17 protein-coding genes are annotated in these 20,624 nt (G+C 62.2%); 13 read left to right on the top strand and 4 right to left on the bottom strand.

The features are described from left to right. Positions 1 to 20: 20 nt before the first annotated feature. From DJFAAGMI_RS19530 to DJFAAGMI_RS19520, 3 genes are read right to left on the bottom strand one after another with little or no spacing between them, the layout of a single operon-like run. Positions 21 to 1,025 (bottom strand): HpcH/HpaI aldolase/citrate lyase family protein, encoded by a 1,005-nt coding sequence (locus DJFAAGMI_RS19530; RefSeq protein WP_211458522.1) that lies wholly within the window; start codon positions 1,023 to 1,025, stop codon positions 21 to 23. Continuing rightward, a complete protein-coding gene (tam, locus tag DJFAAGMI_RS19525) occupies positions 1,022 to 1,846 on the bottom strand; it encodes a trans-aconitate 2-methyltransferase (RefSeq protein ID WP_211458520.1) in 825 nt (274 codons plus the stop codon). Before tam ends, DJFAAGMI_RS19530 begins: the two co-directional genes overlap by 4 nt. A 14-nt stretch (positions 1,847 to 1,860) precedes the next feature. Then, on the bottom strand, positions 1,861 to 2,850 hold the full coding sequence (locus DJFAAGMI_RS19520; RefSeq protein ID WP_003053219.1) for a malate dehydrogenase: 990 nt from the start codon (positions 2,848 to 2,850) through the stop codon (positions 1,861 to 1,863). A gap of 229 nt (positions 2,851 to 3,079) precedes the next feature. On the opposite strand from DJFAAGMI_RS19520, the gene DJFAAGMI_RS19515 reads away from it, so the two are divergent. The 8 genes from DJFAAGMI_RS19515 (at position 3,080) to DJFAAGMI_RS19480 (ending at position 9,725) form a co-directional block, all read left to right on the top strand. Next, a complete protein-coding gene (locus DJFAAGMI_RS19515) occupies positions 3,080 to 3,871 on the top strand; it encodes a GntR family transcriptional regulator (protein WP_211458518.1) in 792 nt (263 codons plus the stop codon). 146 nt (positions 3,872 to 4,017) lie between these two features. Then, a complete protein-coding gene (gene sdhC, locus DJFAAGMI_RS19510; protein WP_003053216.1) occupies positions 4,018 to 4,443 on the top strand; it encodes a succinate dehydrogenase, cytochrome b556 subunit in 426 nt (141 codons plus the stop codon). 41 nt (positions 4,444 to 4,484) lie between these two features. Continuing rightward, positions 4,485 to 4,850: a succinate dehydrogenase, hydrophobic membrane anchor protein gene (sdhD, locus tag DJFAAGMI_RS19505; protein ID WP_003053214.1), complete on the top strand. Its 366-nt coding sequence runs from the start codon at positions 4,485 to 4,487 to the stop codon at positions 4,848 to 4,850. Positions 4,851 to 4,883: 33 nt separating this feature from the next. Continuing rightward, the gene (gene sdhA, locus DJFAAGMI_RS19500; RefSeq protein WP_211458516.1) at positions 4,884 to 6,689 is read left to right on the top strand and encodes a succinate dehydrogenase flavoprotein subunit; all 1,806 of its coding nucleotides are present in this window, start codon (positions 4,884 to 4,886) and stop codon (positions 6,687 to 6,689) included. A gap of 27 nt (positions 6,690 to 6,716) precedes the next feature. Then, complete coding sequence (locus tag DJFAAGMI_RS19495) at positions 6,717 to 7,421, top strand: succinate dehydrogenase iron-sulfur subunit (protein WP_003053210.1); 705 nt, start codon at positions 6,717 to 6,719, stop codon at positions 7,419 to 7,421. After that, positions 7,421 to 7,714 (top strand): FAD assembly factor SdhE, encoded by a 294-nt coding sequence (locus DJFAAGMI_RS19490; RefSeq protein ID WP_003053208.1) that lies wholly within the window; start codon positions 7,421 to 7,423, stop codon positions 7,712 to 7,714. The genes DJFAAGMI_RS19495 and DJFAAGMI_RS19490 overlap by 1 nt, the downstream gene beginning before the upstream one ends. 30 nt (positions 7,715 to 7,744) lie before the next feature. Then, positions 7,745 to 9,055: a citrate synthase gene (locus DJFAAGMI_RS19485; protein WP_003053203.1), complete on the top strand. Its 1,311-nt coding sequence runs from the start codon at positions 7,745 to 7,747 to the stop codon at positions 9,053 to 9,055. A 265-nt stretch (positions 9,056 to 9,320) separates the two neighbouring features. Then, on the top strand, positions 9,321 to 9,725 hold the full coding sequence (locus DJFAAGMI_RS19480) for a nuclear transport factor 2 family protein (RefSeq protein ID WP_211458515.1): 405 nt from the start codon (positions 9,321 to 9,323) through the stop codon (positions 9,723 to 9,725). Positions 9,726 to 9,755: 30 nt separating this feature from the next. Here the strand turns inward: DJFAAGMI_RS19480 and DJFAAGMI_RS19475 are convergent, their stop codons facing one another. Then, the gene (locus DJFAAGMI_RS19475; protein WP_211458513.1) at positions 9,756 to 10,751 is read right to left on the bottom strand and encodes a quinone oxidoreductase family protein; all 996 of its coding nucleotides are present in this window, start codon (positions 10,749 to 10,751) and stop codon (positions 9,756 to 9,758) included. Between the two features lie 125 nt (positions 10,752 to 10,876). On the opposite strand from DJFAAGMI_RS19475, the gene DJFAAGMI_RS19470 reads away from it, so the two are divergent. The 5 genes from DJFAAGMI_RS19470 (at position 10,877) to DJFAAGMI_RS19450 (ending at position 20,608) form a co-directional block, all read left to right on the top strand. After that, complete coding sequence (locus DJFAAGMI_RS19470) at positions 10,877 to 12,184, top strand: DEAD/DEAH box helicase (protein ID WP_211458511.1); 1,308 nt, start codon at positions 10,877 to 10,879, stop codon at positions 12,182 to 12,184. A gap of 361 nt (positions 12,185 to 12,545) precedes the next feature. Continuing rightward, complete coding sequence (locus DJFAAGMI_RS19465) at positions 12,546 to 13,085, top strand: hypothetical protein (RefSeq protein WP_211458509.1); 540 nt, start codon at positions 12,546 to 12,548, stop codon at positions 13,083 to 13,085. 344 nt (positions 13,086 to 13,429) lie between these two features. Further along, positions 13,430 to 14,752 (top strand): glycosyltransferase family 2 protein, encoded by a 1,323-nt coding sequence (locus tag DJFAAGMI_RS19460; RefSeq protein ID WP_211458507.1) that lies wholly within the window; start codon positions 13,430 to 13,432, stop codon positions 14,750 to 14,752. Next, positions 14,749 to 15,678: a hypothetical protein gene (locus DJFAAGMI_RS19455; RefSeq protein WP_211458505.1), complete on the top strand. Its 930-nt coding sequence runs from the start codon at positions 14,749 to 14,751 to the stop codon at positions 15,676 to 15,678. Before DJFAAGMI_RS19460 ends, DJFAAGMI_RS19455 begins: the two co-directional genes overlap by 4 nt. A gap of 88 nt (positions 15,679 to 15,766) precedes the next feature. Beyond that, positions 15,767 to 20,608 (top strand): DUF3320 domain-containing protein, encoded by a 4,842-nt coding sequence (locus DJFAAGMI_RS19450; protein WP_249334564.1) that lies wholly within the window; start codon positions 15,767 to 15,769, stop codon positions 20,606 to 20,608. Positions 20,609 to 20,624 lie beyond the last annotated feature (16 nt).

Genomic DNA, 20,624 nt, shown 5'->3' with positions numbered 1-20,624 from the left:
CCTGCAGACTTGTTATGAGTTCAATGGGTTGGAGCCAGGGCAAACCAGGGTTGAACCTCAACCGGCAAGACCTGCCCCGTCTGGTGAGCGCGCTCCAGCAACTGCCAGAAATAGCGGTAGCTCGCGCGGTCGTGTAGTACACCACCAAAACTGATGGGCGCCCAATTCTGCACCGCTGCAGAGGTAAGTATTTGTGCCGCCTGCCTGACTTCATCCTCAGCAGGAGAAAAAGCACGCAGGATCGGCCGAATCTGGTCGGGATGGATGCTCCACATGCGTGTGTAGCCAAGCTCCCGCGAGGCTTTTTGCGCGCAAGCCTGCAAAGCTTCAGGATTCTTGAATTCGGTGACCACGCAGTGCGACGGCACCTTGCCGTGGGCGTGGCAGGCCGCTGCGATCTCGAGCTTGGCGCGCACTACCAGCGGATGCTCGAACTGGCCCTGGGCCGTCATGGCGGAGGCAGGGATGGCGCCGCCATGGGCCGAGACAAAGTCCATCAGACCGAAGGAGATGCTCTGCACGGCCGGATGTGCGGCGATGTCGAAGGCCTGCTGCACGGCAGCGGGCGACTCTATCAGGACATGCAGCGGCACAGGCTTGTCTGTTGCGCGCTGCAGCGCTGCTTCAGCCTTGATGACGTCATCCACCGACTCCACCTTGGGAATCATGATGTGGCAGAGCCGGCCTGCGGCTCCACCGGCGATGATGTCCATGTCGGCCTGGAAATGTGCATGGTCCACCGCATGCACCCGGGCTGCCACGCGCGCGCCTGCAGCGGCGCCGTTCGCCAGCTCGACGACCAGGGCGGCATGCGCGGCCTCCTGGCCGACGGGAGCACCGTCCTCGCAGTCCAGCGTCACGTCGAACACGCAGGTGCCGAACTCCTGCATCATCTCGGCCTGCAGCTGCAGGCTTTTGCGCATGCGTGCTTCCACGCCGCTGTAGTGGTCGCAGATCGGCAGACGCTGAGCGCCACCCTGAGCATCGAGCAGCACGGTGGCGGGATGAACCAGTTCTTTCGTCATGACTTGCGCTGAGCCACCATGAAAAGTCGGGGGAAAGCCAGCAGACGCTTGCCGTCGGCTCGCTCCGGATAAGCCGCATCGATGCGGTTTTGATACTCAGTCAGATACTCGGCCTGCAGCTCCTGGGGCAAGCCTTCCACAAAAGGCTTGAGGCCCGTGCTGCTGAGCCACTGCACAATCGCTGCTGCCGAGTCCATGGGATGCTGGTAGATGGTGTGCCACACATCGACGCTCGCAGCCTCATTGGCGGGAGCTGCCGGCTGGGGCGCTGCCAGCAGGTCGTAATAGACCCCTATGGGCAAAATCTCGGTACGCACCTTGCTCGCATTCCCGATATGCGCCGCAAACGGGGGCAGCTGCGCGACTTCGCGCATGTTTCGGTGCGAGGGTTCCTGACGGTTGTCAGGCATCTGCACTGCCAGCACACCACCGGGCGCCAGCAGCGAAAACAGACGGGGAATCAGGCTCTCATGCTCGCCCACCCACTGGATGGAGGCATTGGCATAGATCAGATCAGGCGCTGGCTCACCTTCAGCAGGTGCCCAGGAGGCAATGTCACCGGCCTCGAACCTGGCCTGCGGCAACTGCTTTCGCGCAGTCTCCAGCATGGCTTCGGAATTGTCGACACCGAGCACATCGGCGCCGGGAAAACGCTCCACCAGAAGTTCGGTGGAGTTGCCCGGCCCGCAGCCCAGATCCACGATGTGGAGGCTGCGAGCGGGTGAATGCAAGCTGGAAGGTACTCTTGCCAGCAGTTCTGCCGCAGGGCGGGTGCGCTCATTGGCAAAGCGCAGATACAGCGCAGGGTTCCAGTCTTGCATAGGTTTTGCGCTGATTACAGCAGGTGCTTGACGCCGTCTTGCTCGCCTTGCAGCTCAGCCAGAGTCTTGTTGATGCACTCTTGCGAGAAGGCATCGATTTCCAGACCTTCGACGATCTTGTATTCGCCGTCAGCCGTGGTGGTCACGGGGAAACCGAACACGATACCGGCAGGGATGCCGTACTCGCCGTTGGAAGGCACGCCCATGGTGACCCATTCGCCGTTGGAGCCCAGGGCCCAGTCACGCATGTGGTCGATGGCAGCGTTGGCAGCCGAAGCAGCCGACGACAGACCGCGAGCAGCGATGATGGCAGCGCCACGCTTGCCCACGGTGGGCAGGAACACGTTGGCATTCCATTCCTGGTCGTTGATGGCTTCCTTCACGGACTTGCCGTCCACGGTGGCGAAGCGGTAGTCGGCGTACATGGTGGGCGAGTGGTTGCCCCACACAGTCAGCTTCCTGATGTCGCCAACCTTGAAGCCGCCCTTGGCAGCCAGCTGGGAAGCAGCGCGGTTGTGGTCCAGGCGCAGCATGGCGGTGAAGTTCTTGGCGGGCAGATCGGGAGCCGACTTCATGGCGATGTAGGCATTGGTGTTGGCGGGGTTGCCCACCACCAGAACCTTGACATTGCGCGAAGCCACGGCGTTCAGAGCCTTGCCCTGAGCGGTGAAGATCTGGGCGTTGGCAGCCAGCAGGTCAGCACGTTCCATGCCGGGGCCACGAGGACGGGCGCCCACCAGCAGAGCGTAGTCGGTGTCCTTGAAGGCGGTCATGGGGTCGGCGTGGGCTTCGATGCCGGCCAGCAGGGGGAAGGCGCAGTCTTCCAGCTCCATGATCACGCCCTTCAGAGCGTTTTGAGCCTTTTCGTCGGGGATTTCCAGCAGTTGCAGAATAACGGGCTGATCTTTACCCAGCATTTCGCCGGAGGCGATGCGGAACAACAGGGCGTAACCGATTTGGCCAGCTGCGCCGGTAACGGCGACACGGACGGGCTTCTTGCTCATGGTGAAACTCCAAGATTGGAAAAAAGTGAGATGTTATGGGCGCCAGGTTGCACCAGCGTAACCACCAGTAGCGCAAGCTCCGCAAACATGCGGCAAGTGTACTGCTGAAATCAAAGCCCGGTCAATTTGTCTTATGTCTTATATAAGATATGATCTTCACTTAGCGACCAGAGTCAAATCGACTGTTTTTGTGCATCGCATCGCGGAGGCGATACCTTCAAAACCAACTATGCCGACCCCTCACAACACAGCCCCGGACAACAACGCCAGCCATAGCGGTGGCGCCGGCGTCTCCACCCCAGCCTTCAGCCCTCTGTACCAGCAGATCAAGGGCCTGATCCTGCAAAGCCTGGAAGCTGGCGAATGGCGCCCCGGAGAACTGATTCCCAGTGAAATGGAGCTGGCAGCCCGCTTCAAGGTCAGCCAGGGCACGGTGCGCAAGGCAATCGATGAACTGGCCGCCGAAAATCTGGTCATGCGCCGCCAGGGCAAGGGCACGTTTGTGGCCACTCACGCCGCCCAGCAGGTGCAGTACCGCTTTCTGAATCTGCGCCCCGATGCCGGCGACCTGCAGGGCGAAGGCCGCGCAGAGCGCCATATCCTGGAGTGCCGCCGCCTGCGCGCGCCCGCCGAAGTGGCCCGCGCCCTGGCCCTGCGCACCGGCGACGCCGTGATGCATGTGCGCCGCACCCTGTCCTTTGCCGCAATCCCGACTATTTTGGAGGACATCTGGCTGCCTGGCAACGCCTTCAAGGGGCTGACGGCCGAGCAGATGTCCGGCTACCAGGGCCCCACCTACGCCATGTTCGAGCTGGTCTATGGCGTTCGCATGGTGCGGGCCGACGAGAAAATTCGCGCCGTTCTGCCGGATGCCGAGCAAGCCCAGTTGCTGAACATTCCCAGCACCACGCCGCTGCTCAGCGTGGAGCGAACTGCTTACACATACAACGATGTTCCCATGGAGTTACGGCGCGGCCTGTACCGCACCGACACCCATCATTACCGCAATGCATTGAACTGAATCCCCCCGTAAAAGCGTTGATTGCAACAGAGCCCAATCCTCTGCTATGCAAATTCGGCTAACGGATTCTGCTGCATTGCAATAGAATTTTGTGTCGCTTCGCACTAGCGATTACAACGCAGTTACATCCACGAAAGTACCCTGCCATGACAGAGCAAAAAGCAAAACAGCGGCCAGAGTTCCGCAATATCAACTTCTTCTCGGACCTACCGACCTATCGCCTGCCCCTGGCAGGCATCGTGTCCATCCTGCACCGCGTCAGCGGCCTGCTGATGGCGATCCTGCTGCCGTTCATCATCTGGATGTTCGACCACTCGATCTCGTCGGAAATTTCGTTTGATTCCTTCACGTCGGTATTCGCAGGTCCCTTTGGCTGGTTTGCCAAGCTCGTCTGCCTGGCACTGATCTGGGCCTATCTGCACCACTTCTGCGCAGGTGTCCGCCATCTGGTGATGGACGTGAACCACCATGCCGTGAACAAGCAGACCGGCAAGTCCACCGCCGCAGTCGTGCTGTGCATCAGCGTTGCCCTGACCGTGGTGCTTGGCGCCAAGCTGTTTGGTCTGTACTGATCAGCGCCCAGTCAATAACACCTCACGATAAGGAAACAACCATGTCCGTGAATTACGGCTCCAAGCGCACCGTTGTCGGCGCGCACTATGGCACCCGCGACTTTCTCGCTCAACGCTCCACCGCCGTCCTGATGGCGCTGTACACCGTTGTGCTGCTGGTGCGCTTTCTGACGGTCAGCGGCCCTGTGGGCTACGAGCAGTGGGCCGGCATTTTTTCGCCCCAGTGGATGAAGTTCCTGACCCTGGCCCTCTTCGTGGCTCTGGGCTGGCATGCCTGGATCGGCGTGCGTGACATCTGGATGGACTACGTCAAGCCCGTGGGCCTGCGCCTTGCACTGCAAGTGGTCACCATTGTCTGGCTGGTCGGCTGCATCGGCTGGGGGATCCAGGTTCTGTGGCGTCTCTGATTGAGACACAGTCTCCACGATTGAAGGTTAAGAATGAGCTACTCCAAAGCAAATATCACCAAGCGCAAGTTTGACGTCGTGATCGTCGGTGCCGGCGGCTCCGGCCTGCGCGCTGCGCTGGAACTGTCGCGCGCCGGTCTGTCCGTCGCCTCGCTGTCCAAGGTTTTCCCCACTCGCTCGCACACTGTGGCTGCCCAGGGCGGCGTGTCCGCTTCGCTGGGCAACATGAGCGAAGACAACTGGCACTATCACTTCTACGACACCATCAAGGGCTCCGACTGGCTGGGCGACCAGGACGCCATCGAGTTCATGTGCCGTGAAGCACCGAACGTCGTGATCGAGCTCGAGCACTTCGGCATGCCTTTCGACCGCAATGCCGACGGCACCATCTACCAGCGCCCCTTCGGCGGCCACACCGCCAACTACGGCGAAAAGCCCGTGCAGCGCGCCTGCGCTGCCGCTGACCGTACCGGTCACGCCATGCTGCACACGCTGTACCAGCAGAACGTCAAGTCCAAGACCAACTTCTTCGTGGAGTGGATGGCGCTGGACCTGATCCGCAACACCCAGGGCGATGTGGTCGGCGTGACCGCACTGGAACTGGAAACCGGCGATCTGTACGAACTGCACGCCAAGGCCGTGCTGCTGGCCACCGGTGGCGCCGGCCGTATCTTCCAGGCTTCGACCAACGCCTTCATCAACACCGGTGACGGCCTGGGCATGGCTGCTCGCGCAGGCATTCCTCTGCAGGACATGGAGTTCTGGCAGTTCCACCCCACCGGCGTGGCCGGTGCCGGCGTGCTGCTGACCGAAGGCTGCCGCGGCGAAGGCGCTATTCTCTTGAACAGCGAAGGCGAGCGCTTCATGGAGCGTTACGCTCCCACGCTGAAGGATCTGGCTCCCCGTGACTTCGTGTCGCGTTCGATGGACCAGGAAATCAAGGAAGGTCGCGGCTGCGGTCCCAACAAGGACTACATCCTGATGAAGCTGGACCACCTGGGTGCCGAAACCATCCGCAAGCGTCTGCCTTCCGTGGAAGAAATCGGCCACAACTTCGCCAACGTGGACATCACCAAGGAACCCATCCCCGTGGTTCCCACCATCCACTACCAGATGGGCGGCATCCCGACCAACATCAACGGTCAGGTCGTGGTCTGGGACGGTCAGCAGAACAATGTGGTCAACGGTCTCTACGCCGTGGGCGAATGCTCGTGCGTGTCCGTGCACGGCGCCAACCGCCTGGGCACCAACTCGCTACTGGACCTGCTGGTCTTCGGCAAGTCTGCCGGCAAGCACATCGTGGAATTCGTCAACGGCTTTGGCGCGCACCATGAAGTGCCCGCCGACGGCGCTGACCGCACCCTGGCCCGCCTCAACCAGCTGCAGGACTCCAAGGACGGCACTTACGCCCAGGACGTCGCCGGCGACATCCGTCAGTCCATGCAGACGCATGCTGGCGTGTTCCGTACGCAAAAGAGCATGGACGAAGGCGTCGCCAAGATCAACGCGATCCGCGACAAGGTCAGCTCCGTGACCCTGAAGGACAAGTCCATGGTGTGGAACACCGCTCGCATGGAAGCCCTGGAAGTGGACAACCTGATCGAAGTGGCGCAAGCCACCATGACCTCGGCCGCAGCCCGCAAGGAATGCCGTGGCGCACACACCGTGTACGACTACGAGCACCCTGCCGACCACGCCGAATTCCCGCTGGGCCGCAACGACAAGGAATGGCTCAAGCACACCCTGTGGGACAGCGCCACCAACAGCCTGTCCTACAAGCCTGTGAACCTCAAGCCCCTGACCGTTGCCAGCGTTCCTCCCAAGGTCCGCACGTTCTAATTCAGCAGCCCACGAGAGAAGATCAAAATGAAGCGCACATTCAAAATCTACCGCTACGATCCGGATAAAGACGCCAAGCCCTACATGCAAACCGTGCAAGTGGAGCTGGACGGTCACGAGCGCATGCTGCTGGACGCTCTGGTCAAGCTCAAGGCCATGGACCCCTCCATTGCCTTCCGTCGCTCCTGCCGCGAAGGTGTTTGCGGCTCCGACGCCATGAACATCAACGGCAAGAACGGTCTGGCCTGCCTGACGAACATGAACACCCTCAAGGGCGACATCGTTCTCAAGCCCCTGCCCGGCCTGCCCGTGATCCGCGACCTGATCGTGGACATGACCCAGTTCTTCAAGCAGTACCACTCGATCAAGCCCTACCTGCAAAGCGATGTCTACGCCTCGCCCAGCAAGGAGCGCCTGCAGTCGCCCGAAGAGCGCGAAGAGCTCAACGGCCTGTACGAGTGCATTCTGTGCGCCAGCTGCTCCACCAGCTGCCCCTCGTTCTGGTGGAACCCCGACAAGTTCGTGGGCCCGGCCGGTCTGCTGCAGGCTTACCGCTTCATCGCGGACAGCCGCGACACAGCCACGGGCGAGCGCCTTGACAATCTGGAAGATCCTTACCGCCTCTTCCGCTGCCATACCATCATGAACTGCGTGGACGTGTGCCCCAAGCACCTGAACCCCACTGCAGCCATTGGCAAGATCAAGGAGCTGATGGTTCGTCGAACCGTCTGATGCTGATGACGAATACTCTGCTCGACGAACGTGAGCGCGACCTGCTGAGGTGGCGCAGCCGCCGTGGTCTGGTTGAGAACGATCTGTTCATCGAGCAGTTCTTCGCCACCTACGGAAGCCAGCTCACGCGGAGACACGCGACTGGCCTGTCTGCCTTGATGGATCTGGCAGACAACGACCTGATGGATCTTTTCTTGCGTCGCAAGGAACCTGAAGGACAACTCGATACCCAAGAAGTCAGGGAAGTGCTGGAGATGGTGCGCAAGCGCCAGCCCGGTAACTGTCCCCAGTAGGCTAGGCAAACTAGAGAAGGAAGTTTGGAAATGAAACTCGCTGACAACAAAGCAACGCTGTCTTTCAGCAATGGCGCTCCCAGTGTGGAAATGCCGGTGTACCAGGGCAATATCGGCCCGGATGTGATCGACATCCGCAAGCTCTACGCCCAGACTGGCATGTTCACGTATGACCCGGGCTTCCTCTCTACCGCTGCCTGCCAATCCGCCATCACCTACATCGATGGCGACAAGGGCGAGCTGCTGTACCGCGGCTACCCCATCGAACAACTGGCCAAGAACTGCAACTTCCTGGAAACCTGCTACCTGCTGCTGTACGGGGAGCTGCCCAACGAAAAGGAAAAGGCCGACTTCGAAGAGCTGGTGACCAAGCACACCATGGTCAACGAGCAGATGCAGTTCTTCCTGCGCGGCTTCCGTCGTGATGCTCACCCCATGGCCGTGCTGACCGGTCTGGTGGGCGGCATGTCGGCCTTTTACCACGACAGCACCGACATCACCAACCCAGAGCACCGCAACATCGCCGCGATCCGTCTGATCGCCAAGATGCCTACTCTGGTTGCCATGGCATACAAGTACGGTATGGGCCAGCCCTACATGTACCCCAAGAACGACCTGTCGTATGCCGGCAACTTCATGCGCATGATGTTCGGCAACCCTTGCGAAGAGTACAAGGTCAACCCCGTGGTTGAGCGCGCTCTGGACCGCATCTTCATCCTGCACGCAGACCACGAGCAGAACGCTTCGACCTCCACCGTGCGTCTGTGCGGTTCGTCCGGCACCAACCCCTTCGCCGCCATCTCCGCTGGCGTGGCCTGTCTGTGGGGCCCTGCCCACGGCGGCGCCAACGAAGCCTGCCTGAACATGCTGGAAGGCATCCAGGCCAACGGCGGCATCGAAAAGGTCGGCGAGTTCATGGAACAGGTCAAGGACAAGACCAGCGGCGTGAAGCTGATGGGTTTTGGCCACCGCGTCTACAAGAACTACGACCCCCGCGCCAAGCTGATGCAGGAAACCTGCAACGAAATCCTGGCCGAACTGGGTCTGGAAAACGATCCCCTGTTCGCTCTGGCCAAGAAGCTGGAAAAGATTGCCCTGGAAGACGACTACTTCGTCCAGCGCAAGCTCTACCCCAACGTGGACTTCTACTCCGGCATCGTGCAGCGCGCCATCGGCATCCCCGTCAACCTGTTCACCGGCATCTTCGCTCTGGCCCGCACCGTGGGCTGGATCGCTCAGCTCAATGAACAGATGGCCGACCCCGAGTACAAGATCGGCCGTCCCCGCCAGCTGTTCACCGGCTCCGTGTCGCGCGACGTCAAGCCTATCGCTCAGCGTTGATCGGCACATTCAGGCCCGGCTTGCCGGGTCTGACGCTGACCCAAAGCCCGCAGACTGCAAAGCCTGCGGGCTTTTTTACGTGAGCTTGCAATCTCGACATTTAAAAATAAAAGCATAGCTGCTTGCGCATTCTCCATATAAATTTCAGATTGAAATCACCATGAAATCCTTTAATAGAATGCGCTATCTGCTATAAAAATTCATGAATCGATCCGAGCCAGAGGTACCGAGCAGACCCCGAGTCGGCTCTTCTATACTGCTCTTCATGCATGCAAAACGACAACGCAATCTGGAGCTGGCCCACGCCGTGCTGGACTGGAACCAGCGCCACCTGAACCACCACACGACACTGAGCCGCGAGCAGGTCGCCGAGTGCTTTGCCGAGCAATTCGTGGTCGAGCCCAATGGCCGCCACTATGCGGCCGACCTCGAGAGCTATCGCGAGTTTCTCGAAGGCATGAAGCAGGACATGCAAGGCATTCGCTACGACATCCGGCACGCCACGGCCGATGAGGACTCGGTGGTCTTTTCCATGGATGTCTGCATCACCAAGGCCGATGACAGCACCCAGCACTTTGTCGCCATGCTGCTCATGCGCTTTGACGAGCACGAAAAAGTCAGCCTGTGGCGCGAGGTCTATCTGCCACGCCCGCAAGCCGGCGCGCAATAAGACCTCTACCTCTGGCGCGGGCAGCTCCCGTCAGGGCACGAGCAAGATGGGCTGCTGGGCGCCATGCGCCTCCAGCTGCCGGTGGGCCTGCGCGGCATCGGCCAGCGCAAACTCCTGCGGCTCGCCCATGCGGAAATGTTTTTTGCGCAGCGCCTCGAACAGGCGCGCGGCCATGGCATCGCGCTCTTTGGGCTTTTTGACGAAGTGAAACACCATGGGCCGGCACACGCTGTTCGACTTGGCGGCCAGACGCGCAATCTCCAGCGGCGGCACCGGGCCGGAAGACTGTCCGTACATCACCAGCTGGCCGCCGATGCCCAGACTGGCCAGCGAACCATCAAAGCTGTCCTTGCCCACGCCGTCATAGGCCACATCCACGCCTTCGCCGCCGGTCAGCTGCTGTACACGCGCGGCCACATCCTGGGCACCCGCGCCGCGATAGCGGATCACCTCCACACAACCTGCCTGATCGGCTTTCCTGGCCGTGGCATCGCTGCCTGCCGTGCCGATCACCATGGCCCCCAGCTGCGTGGCCCACTGGCTCAGGATCTGCCCCATGCCGCCACCGGCGGCCTGGACCAGAATTCGCGATCCCTGGCTTACCCGAGCCACCCGGTGCAGCAGCACATCGGCCGTCAGCCCGCGCAGCAGGCTGGATGCGACCAGCGCGTCGCTGAGGTCATCGGGCACGGCAATCAGCTCGTCGCCCGCAATCACGCGCTCGGCGGCGTAGATGGAATAGGCGCCCGAGACATAGCAGACCCGGTCGCCGGGCCTGAAGCGAGTCATGCCCTCCCCCACTTCGGCGACCACTCCCACGGCTTCGATGCCGGGCGTGCCCGGCAGCGCCAGCGTCTTGTACAGCCCGGAGCGCACATAGATATCGTGGAAGTTCACGCCAATGCGCGTGTGCCGCACGCGCACCTGTCCAGCCGTCAGCGGCGGCGAAGCGACCGAGGCGATCTGCAGGACCTCGGGGCCTCCGTATTCCGTCATGACAATGGCTTGATGCGTGATCTGACTCATGGCTGGTGCTCCTTGCGGGTTGTAATCCTCCGAATGTAGCCTGCCGCCGCGCTTGTCCCTGCGCCTCGCTGCGACGCGGCAATTCCCGCACAATGCGCCTCCTGCACACCGCTATTGATTCTTCTATGTCTTTTGCCCCCCTAGGCCTGCGCGCCGAGCTTCTGGATGCCACACTCGATCTGGGTCTGCGCGACGCGACGGCGATTCAGACCGAGGCCATCCCCGCCGTGCTGGCCGGGCGCGATCTCTGGGCCTGCGCGCCCACAGGCTCGGGCAAGACCATGGCCTATCTGCTGCCTCTGCTGCAGGCCTGGCTGGCGCAAAAGCGCGGCCAGACCGGCTTTGTGCGACCGTTGGCCACCCTGATTCTGGTGCCCACGCGCGAGCTGGCCCTGCAGGTTCATGAAAGCCTGAGCGACATCACGCGCCAGTTGCGTGAGCAACCACGCAGCCGCGTGGTCTATGGCGGTGTCTCCATCAACCCGCAGATGATGCAGTTGCGCGGCAGCGCCGACTTTCTGGTCGCCACGCCGGGCCGCCTGCTGGATCTGGTGGAGAACAACGCCGTGCGCCTGAATACCGTGCAGCATCTGGTGCTGGACGAAGCCGACCGCCTGCTGGACCAGGGCTTTGCCGAAGAACTCAACCGCGTACTGGCCCTGCTGCCCGCGAAGCGCCAGACCCTGCTGTTCTCGGCCACCTTCCCGCAGAACGTGGAAGCGCTGGCGGCCCGTCTGCTGCACGACCCCGTTCGTGTGCAGGTCGATGCCGACCAGGCCGCCGAGCATTCGGCCAGCCCAGAGAACATCAGCCAGCGCGCCATTGCCGTGGACAGCACCCGTCGCACCCAGCTGCTGCGCCAGCTCGTCAAGCAAGGCGAGAACCAACCCGAATGGGAGCGAGCCCTGGTATTTGTCGCCAAGCGCCACACCGCCGAAATGCTGGCCGACAAGCTCTACAAGGCGGGCATCTACGCCACCACCTTCCACGGCGATATGAGCCAGGGTGCGCGCAAGGATGTGCTCGATCAGTTCAAGGCCAAGCGCTGGCAGCTGCTCATCACCACCGATCTGGCCGCGCGCGGCATCGACATCGCACAGCTGCCCACGGTCATCAACTACGACCTGCCTCGCTCGCCCGCCGACTATATTCATAGAATTGGCCGCACGGGTCGCGCAGGACATGCGGGTTGCGCCATCACCTTTGTAAGTCCCGCCGACACTGCTCACTGGCAACTGATCTGCAAGCGCAATCAGCTGGAGATCGATCCGGAGCAAATCCAGGGCTTTGAGCCCACCGAGGCCCTGCCACCGCCGCCAGTCGCGCAGGACGGCAATGGCGGCATCAAGGGCCGCAGGCCCAGCAAGAAGGACAAGCTGCGCGCCGCAGCCGCAGCCGCAGCTGCAGCCGCAAAGCAGCAGCCAGGCGATTAAGCTCCGCCAACGAGGCCAGGATTGCCTCGCCTCAGCTCATCAAAAGGCCGCCCATGCGGCCTTTTTAGCGTCTGACAGAGAGCGCCTTCAACCAGGCCGGACGCAGCCGCGCCCCTCCTTCCGTTTTTTCGACAAAGAAAAATCCAATTTTTTATAAACTAAATTGGAATTTGGTCACCAATAGATAAGAGCTATTCCTACACCAACCAAATTGATAGTCAAAGACATTAAGAAACATGGCTTACATGAATTTTTTAAATAGAAATCGGTAAGCTAGGTCCCTTGGCAACACGGTGAACGCCAGCCAAGGATGTCAATGACCTGTCTGCATGCGCCTGAGAAGCGACGCGGGGGAACGGCAATGAAATCGTTAAAAGCACTGGCAGGACTGACCATCGTCATTACCTGTTCCGCAGCCCTGGCCGACGAATCCAACCCGACTGTCGAGGCCAATGTGCCTGCCGAAGCCACTCATCCCGCCGAGGTCAATCAACCTGCCCCGGCCAGCCAGCCAACGGGCGCCTGGCATATCAATCTGCACACCGTCAGCCACCACTTCAGCGAACGGAAGCATGGCAAGACATGGAACGAGGAAAACCTGGGCCTCGGTATCAGACGCGAGTTCTCCAGCGATTTTTCCGTGCAGGCGGGCTTCTATCGCAACAGCATCAACCGCTGGAGCACCTACGCCATAGGCGAATACACGCCACTGGCCTTTGGAAATTTCCACTCCGGTGTGTATGCCGGCTTGCGCACCAACTACTCTCGCCCCGTCATGGCGGCCGCAGGGGCCCTGGTGCGCTGGCAGGGGGAGCGCTATAGCGTCACCGTGCGCGCTGCCCCCAAGATCTGCGGCCAGTGCTCGGCATTCATTGCGCTGGAGTTTGGCTGGAAACTGTGATCTCCGCGCAAAACAAGTCATGCGTCAGCATCCCCGGCCTGCCTGCCGCGACCTGTCGAAACACCAGCACGGCAATGTCCTGGAAGCCACAGCAAGTGTGAAGTTTTATCAAAACCAGGACAATCGGCGCTAGATAGAAGAAATTAAATGAAAAATAAGGAGGAATAGAGAAGTTTGAAAGTCGGATGCTAGAGAAAGTGAACAGGACAGATGTCGATCTGGTTGCCCCGCAACTTGCACCAGCCAGGATCGCAACCCCTTCAAGCGCAGACAGGCGCACCCCACCCCAGCTTGAGCAACATGCAGCGGAGATATCGTGTGAAGCGGCTGCCGAGGCCGCATCCATGCGAGCCCGCAGGCGCCTGTACCTGCCCCTTCAGGCAAAGTTCGCGATAGCCCTGGCAGCCAGCGTCCTGTGGGCGCTGATGGCGGCCACCGTGGCACAACGCTGGATTCAGGACCTGTCGCTGATCGTCGGCCCGGTGCTTTCCCATCTCATCGTCTGGGGCATCGCTGTCATTCCCGGATTCATGAATGCCTTTCTGGTCGTCAGCCTGCTGATGGACCGGCGTCCTGCATTCACCTTGCAGTCCTACGAAAAGCGCCTTCCAGCCATCACCATCCTGGTGGCCGCCTATAACGAGGAAGCCAGTATTTTGTCGACGCTGGCCAGCATCGACGGGCAGAACTACCCGGGCGAGCTCTCCGTCATCGTTGTCGATGACGGCTCCACCGACGGCACGTTGAGGAAGCTGGAAACCGTTGCCTATCCATGGCTGCAGGTTCTTCGCATGCCGCAGAACGTGGGCAAGGCACGCGCCCTGAGCAAGGCACTCGGGCTGGTCAGAACAGATATCACGCTGACGGTGGATGGCGACTCCTATCTCTACAAGAACGCGCTGGCCAACCTGATCCGCCGCTATATCAGCGACCCGCCGAACACCCGTGCCGTGGCCGGAGCCGTGCTGACACGCAACTCCCGCAGCAATTTTGTGACCAAGATCCAGGAGTGGGACTACTTCCACGGCATTGCCGCCATCAAACGGCTGCAGAGCATGTACCACGGAACACTGGTCGCCCAGGGCGCGTTTTCCGCCTATGACACCCGGCTGCTCAGGGAACTGGGGGGCTGGCCGCATACGGTGGGCGAGGACATCGTGCTGACCTGGGGCATTCTGGAAGCAGGCTACCGCGTCGGGTTTGCCGAGAACGCCTGCCTGTTCACCAATGTCCCCGAAACCTGGACCCAATTCATCCGCCAGCGCCAGCGCTGGTCGCGCGGCCTGATCGAGGCCTTCAAAAGTCACTGGCGGCTGCTGTTCAAGCCGAGGATGACGACCCTCTTCATATGGTGGAACCTTCTGTTCCCCTATATGGATCTGGTTTTCACCTTCGCATTCCTGCCGGGCCTGATCCTGGCCTGCTTCGGCATTTACTGGATTGCGGGCCCCATGACGCTGCTGGTGCTGCCGCTGGCCATGCTGGTGAACTATCTGATGTTTCACATTCAGTCCCATATGTTTCGCAGCCAGCACCTGCGCGTGCGGCGCAACATCGTCGGCTTTGTGGCCTATGCGCTGTTCTACAGCGTGGTTCTGCAGCCCGCGTGCGTCTGGGGCTACCTCAAAGAATTAGTCAGTCGAACCAAGAACTGGGGAACCAAATGAACAAGCACGCTCGCACCTGCGGACTGCTGACGGGCATGCTGCTGCTTGCCTGCAATATCCAGGCCCAGCCTTCCGATACCGCGTCAGGCTATGTACTAGGCGGCCTGGACGCCAGCAATGACTCGGACGGATTCAACGAATTCAAGCCCTGGGCGCAGTACGAAGCAGCCAATGGCTGGGGACTGCGAGCCGGCTGGCAGCGCTATCGGATGGACAGCTGGTCTGCCACGGGCCAAAGCCTCTTTGCCACCCACAGCCAGAAGAACAAAAGCTGGTCTTCTCAGGCCCGCCTGGGCGTGAACAGCAGCGCCGGGCACGACAATCTGGTCGGAGCATGGGATGCCAACTACCAGCTGGTGCCGTCCACAGCCGTGGGCCTGAGCGCGGAGCGCGACATCGTCAATTCACGCCGCGGCATACAGCAAGGCCTGACTTCGACCAGTCTGCTCGGCGTGCTGGATCACCAGTTCCTGCCGAGCCTGTCCGTGGGCGCAGCATTCGGCAGTACCTGGTTTTCCGACAACAACCGCAGAGACATCCTCAGAACCCGCTGGACCCTCACGCTCAGCGAGGACCAAGGCTGGTATCTGTACGCACTCACCCGCCACTATCGCAACAGCCAGCCTTATGGCGGCAACTACTTCGCACCCGAGCGCTTTCGCGAGGCTGCCCTGGGCGTGATGTGGAAGAAGGCGATCACCGATGGCCTGGTGCTCAGCGTCAATGCAGATGCCGGACGCCAGTACATTGATGGCGAAGGCCAGCAGCTCTGGCATGCCGGCATGTTCCTGTCTTCTCCGCATCGGGCAGCGGTTCAGTGGAAAGTGGGCCTGACCAGCAGCCAGGACCATGCATCGGCGCTTTCCAGCGGCGGCAGCGGCTATCGCTACACCAGTCTGGTTGCCTTCATGCGCCTTCCGTTCTAGAGAGCGCAGGATGGCGGGCCTGCGCGCACCTGCTTCGCAGGCTGTTTTCCCAGTACAGTGAGCGGCTACTGATTGATCTGGGAAATCCATGTCCGCCAATGTGAATCACGGCGCAGTCGCAGACGCTACCGAATCCATGCCTGACGAGGCCGCAGCGCCCATCGCCCGCCAACTCGAAAAAAGCCGCCAGGCACTGCTGGACCTGTCCACGCGCAACCGTCTGCTGAGCCTGCCTCAGGCCGCCACGGCACGCGTGCTGCATTTCGCGGATGAGCGCACGGACGAGGTCTATCGCCTGCTGGCGGGCGAAAGCAAGTCCATGAGCTTTGCGCCGGCCAAGGCCGAGGAGGAGCAAGTAGCCGCCGACCCGATCGAGGAGCAAGAGACACCGGCCCCCCCCGCCCTGCCCCAGCCCGAGGAAGGCGTCGACGAGCAGCTCGATGCGCGCGGTGTGGCCCAGCGCCATCGTGACCTGAAGCTGCAGACGCGCCTGTCCAGCGAGAAGCTGCAGCGCCGCCTGCTGGACATGTACTCCGACGCCCGCACCTTCATCGAGGAACAGGGCGTCAACATCCTGTTTCTGGCCCTGGGTCAGCTGCAATGGTTTGACCGCAATGCGCCCGAAAAGCCGCGATTTGCGCCGCTGATTCTGCTGCCCGTGGCACTGGAGCGCAAAAGCGCAGCCGAGCGCTTCACCCTGTCCTGGTTGCAGGAGGATGCGGCAGAGAACCTGTCGCTGGCGGCCAAGCTCAAGGCCGACTTTAGCCTGGAGCTGCCCGAATTCAATGCCGGCGACGACTTCGATCCCTCCGCCTATCTGGCCTCGGTCGCCACCATGGCTGCCGCCCAGCCCGGCTGGCAGGTGCTGCCCGATGCCATGACGCTGGGCTTCTTCAGCTTTGCCAAATTCCTGATGTACCGCGATCTGGATGCTGCGACCTGGCCGCCGGAAAAGCGACTCGACCGGCAGGCACTGATTGCCGCCACGCTGCAGCAGGGCTTCGAGGCTCGCGAACATCTGTTCCCCGAAGACGCCGATGTCGACCAGTTGATCCCCGTGGACAGCCAGCGCCATGTGGTCGATGCGGACAGCTCGCAGTCACTGGCCATAGAAGCCGTGCGCCGAGGCGAGAATCTCGTCATCCAGGGCCCGCCGGGCACGGGCAAGTCCCAGACCATCACAAACGTGATTGCGGCGGCGATTGCCGATGGCAAGAAAGTGCTGTTCATCTCCGAGAAGATGGCCGCGCTGGAGGTGGTGAACCGGCGCCTGAAATCCGTGGGCCTGGGGCCCGCCTGCCTGGAACTGCACAGCCACCACACTCACAAGCGCAAGGTGCTGGAAGAGCTCAAGGCAACGCGCGATCTGGGCAAGCCGCGTGTGGAGCACCGCGAGCAAATCATCCACGAGCTGAGCAGCGTGCAGCAGCAGCTCAACGCGCACAGCCGGACCATGCATCAGGCGCTGGCGCCCTGCGCACTCACGCCCTACCAGATCCTGGGCCAGCTGGCGCGGCTGGATGCGGTGCAGATCGCGCATCTGCCCGATCTGCTGCAAGACGCACAGGACTGGTCGCCCGAGGACTTTCGTTCACGCCAGCAGATTGCCGAAGCGCTGCGCCAGGCCGCGTCCAAAGTGAGCCCGGTGACCGGGCACCCATGGCGCGGCGTATGCCACCCGGCGCTGCTCAAGCTCGATGCGCAACGTTTCGCCCAGCAACTGCCGACGCTGCAGGCAATGCTGGCCCGGTTGCAGCACGATAGTGCGCTGCTGGCGCAATCCCTGAGCACGCCGGCCGCACAGACCCTGCAGACTCTGCATGAGCAGATCGCGCTGGCGCAGCAGCTCGCCAGTGCCCCGTCCCTAGACCGGCAGGCCGTCGCCGGCAGCATCTGGGATCAGGGCCTGGGCCAGCTGCACAAGCTGGTCGAATGCGGCACCCTGTTCTGCCGGCAGGCGCAGAGCCTGCGCGGCAGCTTCGCAGAATCCGCCTGGACGGCGGACTGGAACGCCCCGCGCCAAAGCATCGCCGCACATGGCGACTCGCTGTTTCGCATTTTCAACAGCGGCTACCGCGCAGCGATAGCCAGCCTCAAGGGCCAGCTGAGAACGACATTGCCGAGCTCACGGGCAGAGCGTCTGAACCTGCTCGACAGCCTGATCGAAGCCCAGCAACTGCGCCAGAGCCTGGGCCAGCAGCAGACCCTGGGGGCAGATGCCTTTGGCAGCCTGTGGCTGGGCGAGCAAAGCGACTGGGCGCAACTGCAGGCCGTGCTGGGCTGGATGGCCGGCCCAGACGGACAGGGCCGCAGTGCTGCCTTTCGCCAGCTCTATGCCCAGCTGCCATCACCCGCACATTGCGCGGAGCTGGCCGCCAAGGCCGATGCATCGCGGCAGGCATTCGAGGATGCTGCGCATGGCGTGCTGAGCGGCTACCAGCTCGATACGCAGGAAGCTTTTGACGCCGCCGACCTGGCCCGCATCCCGCTGACGGATTTCGGCGAGCGACTCGGGCAATGGCTCGCCGAGCCGGACGCCTTGCTGGACTGGACCTCATACCACGCCACCCGGGAGCAGGCGCGCACAACCGGCATGGCCGCCCTGGTGCAGCAGCTCGAGAATGCATCCATTGCACTAGATTCCCTGCCCGCCAGCCTGGAGCGAGCCTATTACGAGTCTCTGCTGCGTCAGGCCACCCAGACTCACCCCGAGCTGGTCGCCTTCAACGGCGATCAGCACAGCCAGAAGGTGCGACAGTTCCGGGCGCTGGACCTGGAGCGCATAGAGCTCGCGCGCGCCCAGTCGGCACTCTCTCATTACGAGCAGGTGCCGCGCAGCGCATCCGGCATGGGCCCGCTTGGCGTGCTCAATGGCGAGATTGCGCGCAAGCGCGGCCATATGCCGCTGCGCAAGCTGTTCAAGCTCGCGGGTGAGGCCGTCCAGGCCATCAAGCCCGTGTTCATGATGAGCCCGCTTTCCGTGGCCCAGTTTCTGGAGCCAGGCGCGGTCGAGTTCGACCTGCTGGTGATTGACGAGGCCAGCCAGATAGAGCCCGTGGATGCGCTGGGCGCCATCGCCCGCTGCAGGCAGCTGGTGGTGGTGGGCGATGACCGGCAGTTGCCGCCCACGCGATTTTTCTCGCGCATGACCAGCGAGCAGGAGGACTTCGACGACGAGGACGAGAACGGGGACGTCAGCCAGCTCATCGCCGGAGCAGCCGATGTGGAGAGCATTCTGAGCCTGTGCCTGGCCAAGGGCATGCCCCAGCTCATGCTGCGCTGGCACTACCGCAGCCGCCACCAGTCGCTGATTGCGGTGTCCAACCAGCAGTTCTACAACAGCGGCCTATACGTCGTGCCCAGCCCCTATACCACCCGCTCGGGCATGGGGCTGCGCTTTCACCATCTGCCCGAAGGCCGCTTTGACAGCGGCGCCAGCCGCATCAACCGTGTCGAGGCACAGACCATTGCGCGCGCCATCATGCAGCACGCACTGCAGTCGCCACAGCTCAGCCTGGGCGTGGCCGCTTTCTCGCTGCAGCAGAAAATCGCCATCCAGGACGAGCTGGAACTGCTGCGTCGCCAGCAACCCGAGGCCGAGTCCTTTTTTGTTGCCCATCCCAACGAACCCTTCTTCATCAAGAACCTGGAAAACGTGCAGGGCGACGAGCGCGATGTAATCTTCATTTCTGTGGCCTATGCGCGCAACGCCCAAGGCTATCTGCCAATGCGCTTCGGCCCGGTGAGTGCCGATGGAGGCGAGCGCCGGCTGAACGTGCTGATCTCGCGCGCCAAGCAGCGCTGTGAGGTGTTTTCATCCATCACCGCCGACGACATCGATCTGGAACGCGGAAAAGGCAAGGGCGTGGCTGCGCTCAAGGTATTCCTGCAATACGCGGCCACCGGCCAGCTGGCCCTGGCCAGTGTCAGCGGACGCGATCTGGAGTCGCCGCTTGAAGAAGATGTGTACGAGGCGCTGACGGCCCAGGGTCTGCAGCTGCAGACGCAGATCGGCATTGCGGGCTTTTTCATCGACCTGGCCGTGGTCGACCCCGAGCAGCCGGGCCGCTATCTGCTCGGCATCGAGTGCGACGGCATGAGCTATCACCACAGCCGCAGCGCGCGCGACCGTGACCGCTTGCGCCAGTCGGTGCTGGAGAGCCAGGGCTGGACACTACTGCGCATCTGGGGCTGCGACTGGTTCCGTCAGCCGCGCGCCCAGACCGAGCGCGTGCTGGCTGCCGTCGAAGCTGCCAGACAATCCAGGGATTTGGCAGAGAATCAGCCTCCAGCCCTTATGTACCAAGCGCAGGCCGCTACAGAAGTCATAGAGCGCGCAGCACTGTCCGATGCCGGCAGCTCCGACACCGAGCTGGCCGCCGCCCATGACGGCAGCCTTTATCAGGAAGCCCGCTTTGCCGTTCCGACCGGAGAGCTGCATCAGCAATCCACCACGCAGCTGGCCCAGCTGATGCGCCGCGCGGTGGAGCTGGAAGGACCGATTCATTTTGACGAGCTGGTCACCCGCATGCGTACGCTCTGGGGTCTGCAACGCGCGGGCAGCCGCGTGCGCGATGCGCTGGAGCAGGCGCGGCAATCGCTGCTGGCCGATGAGGCGCTGGCCGTCGACGGGGAGTTTCTCGATCTGCCGGGACGGGCGGTGCGGGTGCGCAATCGCGCCGAGGTCGGCTCGGCCAATCTGCGCCGCATCGACTGCCTGCCGCCAGCCGAGATCCGTGCAGCGATTGCCCAGGCCCTCAGATCCAGCCTGGGTGGTCAGCGCGACGAGTTGCCCGCCGCCGTCGCTCGGCTGCTGGGCCTGAGCGCCGTCACCGCGCCCGTGCGCGAACTCGTGCTGACGCAGCTCGATGCACTGCATGGCAGCGGCGCCGTGGCATTCAACGGAACGCTGTACCGGCTGCCGGCCTGAGGCATGGGCCGACCTC

It is taken from the genome of Comamonas brasiliensis (genome assembly GCF_018292285.1).
Classification (GTDB): domain Bacteria; phylum Pseudomonadota; class Gammaproteobacteria; order Burkholderiales; family Burkholderiaceae_C; genus Comamonas; species Comamonas brasiliensis.
Note: the sequence above shows the minus strand (reverse complement) of the source record. Positions and strands in the feature narration are given on the sequence as shown.